The organism is Parvularcula maris, from assembly GCF_024505085.1.
Lineage (GTDB): Bacteria > Pseudomonadota > Alphaproteobacteria > Caulobacterales > Parvularculaceae > Parvularcula > Parvularcula maris.
Map to the genome: position 1 here is coordinate 1 of NZ_JANIBC010000025.1, position 7,599 is coordinate 7,599.

The 7,599-nt window shown below is 61.0% G+C and carries 4 protein-coding genes; 1 reads left to right on the forward strand and 3 read right to left on the reverse strand.

What is annotated here, in order from left to right; genetic code table 11:
- Both NOG11_RS14695 and NOG11_RS14700 read right to left on the reverse strand, forming a co-directional pair.
- Positions 1 to 3,189, reverse strand: a 3,189-nt coding sequence (locus NOG11_RS14695) for an RHS repeat domain-containing protein (RefSeq protein ID WP_256620568.1), incomplete at its 3' end; no start/stop codon positions are given.
- Between the two features lie 400 nt (positions 3,190 to 3,589).
- Positions 3,590 to 4,132 (reverse strand): Ig-like domain-containing protein, encoded by a 543-nt coding sequence (locus NOG11_RS14700; protein ID WP_256620569.1) that lies wholly within the window; start codon positions 4,130 to 4,132, stop codon positions 3,590 to 3,592.
- A gap of 410 nt (positions 4,133 to 4,542) precedes the next feature.
- Here NOG11_RS14700 and NOG11_RS14705 point away from each other — a divergent pair, with 410 nt between their 5' ends.
- A complete protein-coding gene (locus tag NOG11_RS14705) occupies positions 4,543 to 5,244 on the forward strand; it encodes a hypothetical protein (RefSeq protein ID WP_256620570.1) in 702 nt (233 codons plus the stop codon).
- 13 nt (positions 5,245 to 5,257) lie between these two features.
- On the opposite strand, the gene NOG11_RS14710 is transcribed toward NOG11_RS14705, so the two are convergent.
- On the reverse strand, positions 5,258 to 7,366 hold the full coding sequence (locus NOG11_RS14710) for a tetratricopeptide repeat protein (protein ID WP_256620571.1): 2,109 nt from the start codon (positions 7,364 to 7,366) through the stop codon (positions 5,258 to 5,260).
- Between the last annotated feature and the right edge of the window lie 233 nt (positions 7,367 to 7,599).

Here is a 7,599-nt window from a genome sequence, read left to right on the forward strand (position 1 = left end):
CACATAGGCGTACATGTTCAGCCCGTCGCCGTAGCCGATGGGGTCGGTCTGCAGGAAGCGGCCTAGCCTCGGCGAGTAGGCCCTGGCCTTGTAGTGCCAAAGGCTCGTGCCCTTGATCCTGAGCTGGCCCGTATAGCCGAACAGGCCCCCGTCCTCGGACTCCGTGTCGCGGTTGCCGTCATCGTCGTAGCGGTAGCGACGCATCACCGAGCCGTCCGAACGCGTCACCAGGACGATCGAACCACGCTCATCCGCCGACAGGAACCGACGGTCACCCGTCCCCGAACCACGGTAGTAGACTAAAGGCTCATCCACACCAGCACCATGAACGTAGCGGCCATAGATGCTCCCAGACCCGCTGACCTCCTGGATCAGTGCCTCACCCGCATAAGCGAAGCGCAAGTTCCAACCGTGGCGCCTCATCTGGTAGAGACGACCGGCTGGATCATAGGACAGGCTCGTCTCCCCGCCCCCATTCGTCACCGACGTCAACCGGTCGAGCTCGTCATAGCCGTAGCTCTCACCCAGACTGTCCGAGGTGAGGTTCATCCGCTGGTCGTAGGTGAGCGTGTTGCCGTTCAGCGAGGTGTAGCGGTTCAGACCGTCCACCTGGAACGACTGATGGTCCGTCTGTTCCAGCGCCGCGTAGCCAGCACTGCTGAGCTCCTCACGCGTGATCTGACCCGCTGCGTTGTACTGGAAGTCCGCGTGGAGGTTGTAGTTCGTGCTCGACGGCACGATGACGTCGAGATCGGTGAGGCGAGAGGCCTGATCGAAACCGTAATCGGTGACGACCCCATTGCCCCGGATCAGCTTGTCGCGGCGGCCTAGCTGGTCGTACTCGTAGCGGGCCAGCACCCCGACCCCCGTGGTCGCGCCCTTCTCGCGGATGCGCGTGACCTGACCGGCTGCGTCGTAGTCGTAGTTGACGTAGAAGCCGCCCGACCCCGGATAGTCGATGCGGGTCATCCGCCCCGCCGCATCGTAGTGGAAGCCGGTGGTGCCGAGCGGGCCTGCCTCGCTCTTGAGCTGACCGAAGGCGTCGTAGGTGTAGGTGAGCGTCCGTCCGTTCGCCGATGCGGTCTTGAGGTTGCCCCGGATGTCGTAGGTCATGGAGAGGTCGCCGGAGGTGCCGGGAGCGTCGATGCTCTTCAGTCGGCCGAGGGGGTCATAGCCGTAGACGACGTCGTCGCTGTCGCCGCGCCGCTTGGTCTGGCGCTGAAGAAGCCCGGAGTTCGGCGCGTACTGGTAGGCGTCGTAGTCCGAGGTCGAGCTAGCCTTCGCGCCTACCGAGGTGGTGGGATATCGCACCTTGGTCTGCCGGTCGTGGGCGTCGTACTCATAGGTCGTGCGGTTGCCATTGCCGTCCTGGACCCACCGGATCGTGCCGTTGGGGTGGTAACCGAACTCCTCCAAGCTGACCCCGGCGCCGCCATAACCCGTCCACTGCTTCGTCAGCCTGCCCGCAGCATCGTACTCCCGCCTGGAGACGCGGTCCTTCCCGTCCACTCCGTCATAGGCAACGCAGGCGTGACGGCCCGTCGTGGTGAGCGCGTTCATCCTCAGCGCCGAGCATTCGAGCCTGCCCGCCTGGTCGTACCGGTAATCGATGGCGGCGAAGGCGCTGCTGCCCGCCACCCACTGGCGCGAGACACGGCTTCTGCTGTCGTAGATGTTGTACTGGGTCTCCAAGGGGACGAAGCTGCTGAAGCTCGTAGGTCCCGATGCCCGCCCGGTCTGGGTCGCCCAAACACGTCCGTCGCTGTCGTACCAGGTCTTGGCGGCGGTGTACTGAAGGCCCGATCCGGTCGGTTTCGGGCCGATGGTGACCGTCGGACGCCGAAGAGCGTCATAAGACATGTTGATCCGGTCGCCGGTACCGCTCACCGGCCCGTCCTGCCAGATCAGATTACCGAACAAGTCGTAGCCGAAGCTTGTCGCTGCGGTTGCGACGTCGGAACCGGAAGCCGAGATGCTCGTCACCAACAGGTTCGAGGCCGAACCCGTCTGATAGGCAATGTCCGTCCGCGCCCCACCGGAAACAGTCTGAGACGTCTGGCGGTAGACGAGCGCGGTCTTCGTGTTTCCTTGGAAGTCCTTGTAGCTGGCGGTTTTACGCTCATAGCCCGTAGTCGTGACCAGCCTGCCCTGCCCTCCATCGGGCGCTGTCACAGTGAGGACGCCCCCATGGGTATTGTCGTAGGTATAGTCGGTCCTGCCGCGCCAGTCCTGGGTCCAGGAAGGCTTGTTGCAGATTCTACGGTTCGAGCCCCCGCAAGCAGGGTAGCTGAGGCTCGTCACGATCGGGTTCGCGCCGGCCTTATCGTAGCGCGCAACACTCGTGACGTTGCCGCGGTCGTCATAGTCGTACTGAACGTAGTTGTTCTCTGGAGCCGTAACGCGCTGCAGAAGGCCATCCTCATTGTATACATAGGCGGTTCGATGACCGAGCGGGTTGCGCTCCTCGGTGACTTGTCCGTCGCTCAGACGCGATTTGACAGTCCATGCCTTGCCATCCGGATCAGTAATGGTCGTGGTCCTGATCGTCGATCCGTCGGCGTAGGTGTACTGCCACGAACCTGGGTCTCCGTAGACATGGGAGACACGCCCATCCGAACCATAGACATAGGAAGTGTCGAACCCAGAGGAACGCGACGGCAGCCGCACGCCTCGAAGGCGCCTGGAGCTGTCGTAAGTGTAGACGACCGACTGCGACAGAGCGTTGGTCACGGTCACCACGGTATCGGAGCCCGAGGTTGATCTGTCGAACGTCACTGACGGCCAAGCCTGGCTGAGGTTCGTGCACGTATCGATGTGGGGGCGACAGGCCTCGACGGTCTTGTTGATCGCCATTACCTTCTTGAGCCGTGCGTGGCGCAGATCGTCGTAGGCGAAATCGCTATGGGTCGTTTCGTACTCGTACTTGATCTGATAGCCAAGATTGCTGTCGACCGCCAGAAGCCGAACGACGTTTTCTTGTTCTGGGCAGTTCGAGCCGGACGTTCCGTTCTGCGTGCACAGGACTCTCTTGTCGTAGACGAGATCCAACCTCGTTCCGTCCACGAAAGTAACGCGGAACAACCGGCCGCCCGGCGCAAAGACAGGCCGCTCGGACGCCCATTTCTTGGCGAAAGCGTAGGTATTATTGAACTTGTCGTAGAGGAGCCAATCCGTTGTGGTTTCTCGCAACCTAGCACCACTCCGGTAGAGGGGAACGAAGTCGCTACCGCTCTTCTCGAAGGTATAGGACCGCCCAAGAGCATGGAAGATGTAGAGGTCGTCTTTGATTTCTACGGCGCTGAAGAAATTGTCGCGCCTTCCCTCCGGCTCGGAGAAGTCTCGAACATAGGCGAGTCCGCCCGCTTGCAGATCACCGATCGAGACGAGCTGTGCAGAACCGCCAGCTCGCCCGGTTGCGGGATCGACATTCCCGCCCTGCTCCGATCCGTAGTTCGGAGCCTGCGTCTGGGGGTCAAACGTAGCGTTGGGATCCCAGTTACCATCGGGACTGATCTCAATATTGTTCTGGAAGGCATGAGCGGACGTTAGCGAGAGAGAGAGAGAGCAACAGCTAAGTTCAGGAGACGTCTCATGGCTTCACCTCCTCAGCTTGCGTACTTTCTGCGTCGGTTTCTTCTGCAGCTACAATGTCCTTTATGGCCCCTAGCAGGCCACCGTCCGGTAGGCAGAAAATGTCACCACATGTTGAGGGCTCACCCTCAACATCGATCACAACTCGGCCTGTATCCGTGTCTTCACCATCGGAGAGCGTATAGTCGAACGAGACGCCCCCTCCTTGAAGGGCGACAACCTCGACGCTCCCATTCTCTAGAAGGGTAATATAAGCAACCTTAGATTTGGGTGTAGTATGCTGAACATTATGAATGCTACTGACACTAAGCGCTGACTTGGGGCCGTCGGCATCGGTATCGTTCAGAACCAGGTCGAAGACCTCCCTGTCGTTCTGCATCATCGTATAGCTGTCGTTGACCGCCACAGGAGGAATGTTCGGCAGTTCGGAAGTTGCCTCTCTGCGATTGCCCGCCTGATCGAAGTCGAACCGTCGCTCATGTCCAGTTGACGTGTTTTTCTTAATGAGACGCCCAGCCTCGTCGTACTCGTAGGTTGTCACGTGCTGGGAGAAAGCAGCAGACGATAATGACATTGCGACTGCAGCAATGGCAGCGGCGCATAAAACGAAACGATGCACAAACACCCCCGGCGCGGCCCGCACGCCCCTCAACCTATACGGGCAGACCATGTCCTGCCGTTAACCTTACGTCAAGTCCGTTTTTGGTGATACTTTCATCAGTGTACCGAGATGGTCTCATAGCACGAAACCGAACGTGCAGACTCAGAGGAGTAGTTTGGCTTGCTGGCTCTGACCGATAAGCTTCTAGCCCGAAGCTACACCCCACCGCGCCCGCAGGATGAAGAGGCAAGAACTGCCTCGCTGGCTACATAAGGGAGCAGTTCACAAACCCGTCAACAAATGTTAGCGTTTGCCGAAAAGCCCTTTTGGGTGGGCGGGGGATTTGCGACGTGTCGACTAAACTGATGAAGGCCTTATTAGGCGCCGCGACTAGCACGATAGTGCTCGCAGGGGTGGCCGATGCCCGCCTGGTCCGCTCGGGCGGCTCCAGCAGCGAGGGCAATCAGTGTGACAACTACGACCAGTTCGCTGGTGGTGAGATTGGCGTGTTCAACCAGGACGGCTCCGGCTCTTTCGATATAGCCGGTTTCAACCCCGCCGATGAGGGAGAGGTTTCAGGGTATCCACCGGATCTCGGTTGCTCCCCGAACGCCTTCTACGAGTTCGCTCCGGGTGATGATCTCGAGTTCGAAGGAACTTTCTACGGTCTTGCCCAGCGGTTGTCTGCCTCCGACGACCTCGATGCTCTGATCACTTGGAGCATCGGAGATTTCTCCTTCACCTCGACGACGTTGACACCGACCTTCGAGATACCCCCTGCGTTGTTCAGGGACGAACGCTACGGCGTGTCGATGAGGATCATCGCGGCTTTCACTCCCAGCCCTGGTTCGGCCTTCTACGAGTGCGAAACACGCACCTGCGAAAATTCCGTCGGCGAGGCGCTCGACGTGGCATCGATCGTGTTCAACGGCGGGGCGTCGGTCTTCTTCGAACCGCTGGTGGATGCGGAGGTACCCCTGGCGCCCGGTTTCGTTTTCATGCTGACGGGTCTTGGCGGCGCGCTTGGTTGGAAGCGGGTCCGCAAGGACTGAGATAGGCTAATGGTCAATCCTCGGAGGTGTGACCGGACCAGCCTGCAACATCCGGTGCGAGCGCCTCACGCTGGACTGCGAGGTCGTTGTCGATCGCCTCGATCACCGATGACAGCGCCGATGAAGGCTGGCCGCCAGCCGTGATCAGGGGGTCGTAAGCAGTCCAAGGCTCCCGCCAGCCTGCATCATAGGCGCGCTTGAGAAGGCTTGCCGCCTCGGCCTCGTCACCTTGCAGGGCGCTCAGACGAGCGCCGAGATAATCGAGTTCGATGGAGCTGGCGCTGTTTTCGAGGGCTTCGCTCCGTAGGCTGTCGCAACGTGTAATGCGCTCGATAGCTGCCTCCTCCTCGCCGCGTCTGCGGAGGGCATAAGCGGCCTCGATGGCGGGGGAGCAGTAGGGCATCGCGAAGCGGTCACCGTCGCCAAGGGCTGCATCGGCCTTGATGAGGGCTTCGTCTGCCCGGTCGGGATCGCCATAGAGGAGCTCCGTCCACCCAGCTTCGAAGGCCATCCAAGGGTCGTCCGGGTGCGCTGCGTAGTCGAAGCGAACCTGCTCGATCGCTCCGTCGAAGTCACCCTCGGCCGCGCGCAAGTTGGTTTCGTAGTCTTCTCCGGCGAACAACCTTGCGGCATCGCCCATCTCGAGCGTGAGAAGCGAACCGATAAGGTTGTCTTTATACTGAACGCTTTCGGGGGAAAGATCGAGCGCCCGCTTCCACGTCCTTGCACTCTGGGCGATGTTGCCCTCGCGCCTCGCTGCGTCCGCCAGACCGCGATAGCCAAGCGGGGAGTCGGGCTCGAGGTCGAGGACGGCCTCGTAATAGGCCCGCGCTTCGTCGAACCGTCCGCGTAAAGCCTGGTGGTAGCCCTTGTTGTAAAGGATGATCGGCGAAAGCGGGTCCAGCGAGAAAGCGGTGTTCAAACTCTCCGTCGCCGGGTCGAGGAGGCCTTGGCGCAAGAGGAGGTTGGACTTCCAGAGGTGGGCATCCGCATAGCTCGGGTTGATGGCGATGGCCTGGTCGTAGGAAGCCAGCGCTGCATCGGTGTCGCCTTCGAAAGCGGCGATACGGCCCCGAACCGCATGGGCTTCGGCGAGGTCCGGCGAGCGGCGCAGGGCCTTCTGCGCGTTGGAGGAGGCCAGCTCGTTAGCGACCTTTGCGTCCAGCGTTCCGTAGTCCTGCGCCCCCTCGCCCAGAAGGAGTAGAACGGCAGCCAACCCGGCATAGCCCGGCGCATATTCAGGATCGGCCGCGATCGTCTGCTCGAACAGCGTGCGCGCCTGCTTCAGGGACTCGGCCGTCCGCGCACGCATGGCCTCGCGTCCGCGGAGATAGAACTCGTGGGCATCCGAAGCGTTCGGACGGTCGAGAAGCTCCTCGTCCTCGCTGTCCAGAAACCGGTCCAGCATGATGCCGAGGATCGAGCGAGCGATCTGCTCCTCCACGAGAACAGCATCCTCGACGGGGCGGCTGAACGCATCGGACCAGATCGTCAGACCGTCCTCCGTGCTGACGAGCGACGCGGTCACCCGAAGCTGATTGCCGACCAGCCTCACACTGCCTTCCAAGATGGCGCCCACATTCAGCGAGCGGCCGATCTCCGCAGCGCTGCTCGCTCCCTGCGCCGCACGGAAAGCCGACGACGGAGCGGAGATGCGGATATTGCCGAGCTTTCCAAGCGCCACGGTGATCTCCGCAGCCAGACCTTGTGCAAGATAGCCTAGCTCCTGGGAGGGGCTGAGGTCCTGGAACGGTAGGACGGCCACGGATTTATCGCTCGGCGCGGTAGCGATCAGGTCGGTTTCCGCGTCCCGGTTCAGGATCACATTGAGCGAGAGCCATCCTGCCAGACCCGCGAAGAGAAGCGTCACCGCCAGTCCCGCCAAGTGGGCGGGGCCGAGGGACGCAGCTACATCCCCCTCTCTCAAACTAGGAGTGCGCACGACACCGTCGGAAGTGAAGTCGAAAAACCAAGCGACATAGAAAGCCACCGGCACGCCTACGATCGACGCGATGACGACGACGGTGCTGATCCAATCGGGCAGCCCGAGGGTGGGTCCCACGGCGACGACGACTTGAATGACAAGCCAGACAGCGACCAGATACGGCGTGAAGATGTTCAAAACTCGCCTGCGGCGTAGTTCTGAGATGAACCGTCCGACCATGTTCAACCGGCCCTTCCCCTGCTTCTCAGCTTAAACTCTCCGCATCTTTCATCGACTTCGCATACTCCTTTGATAGATAGCCGATAGCTGATCTCATGGCGAGCGCTTGAAGAACTGTACGGTCGGTAGCAGATCGGACTGGAACGGCGCGATTGTGTTGAAAAACTCACTTCGTCCGTAGGCCGAACACG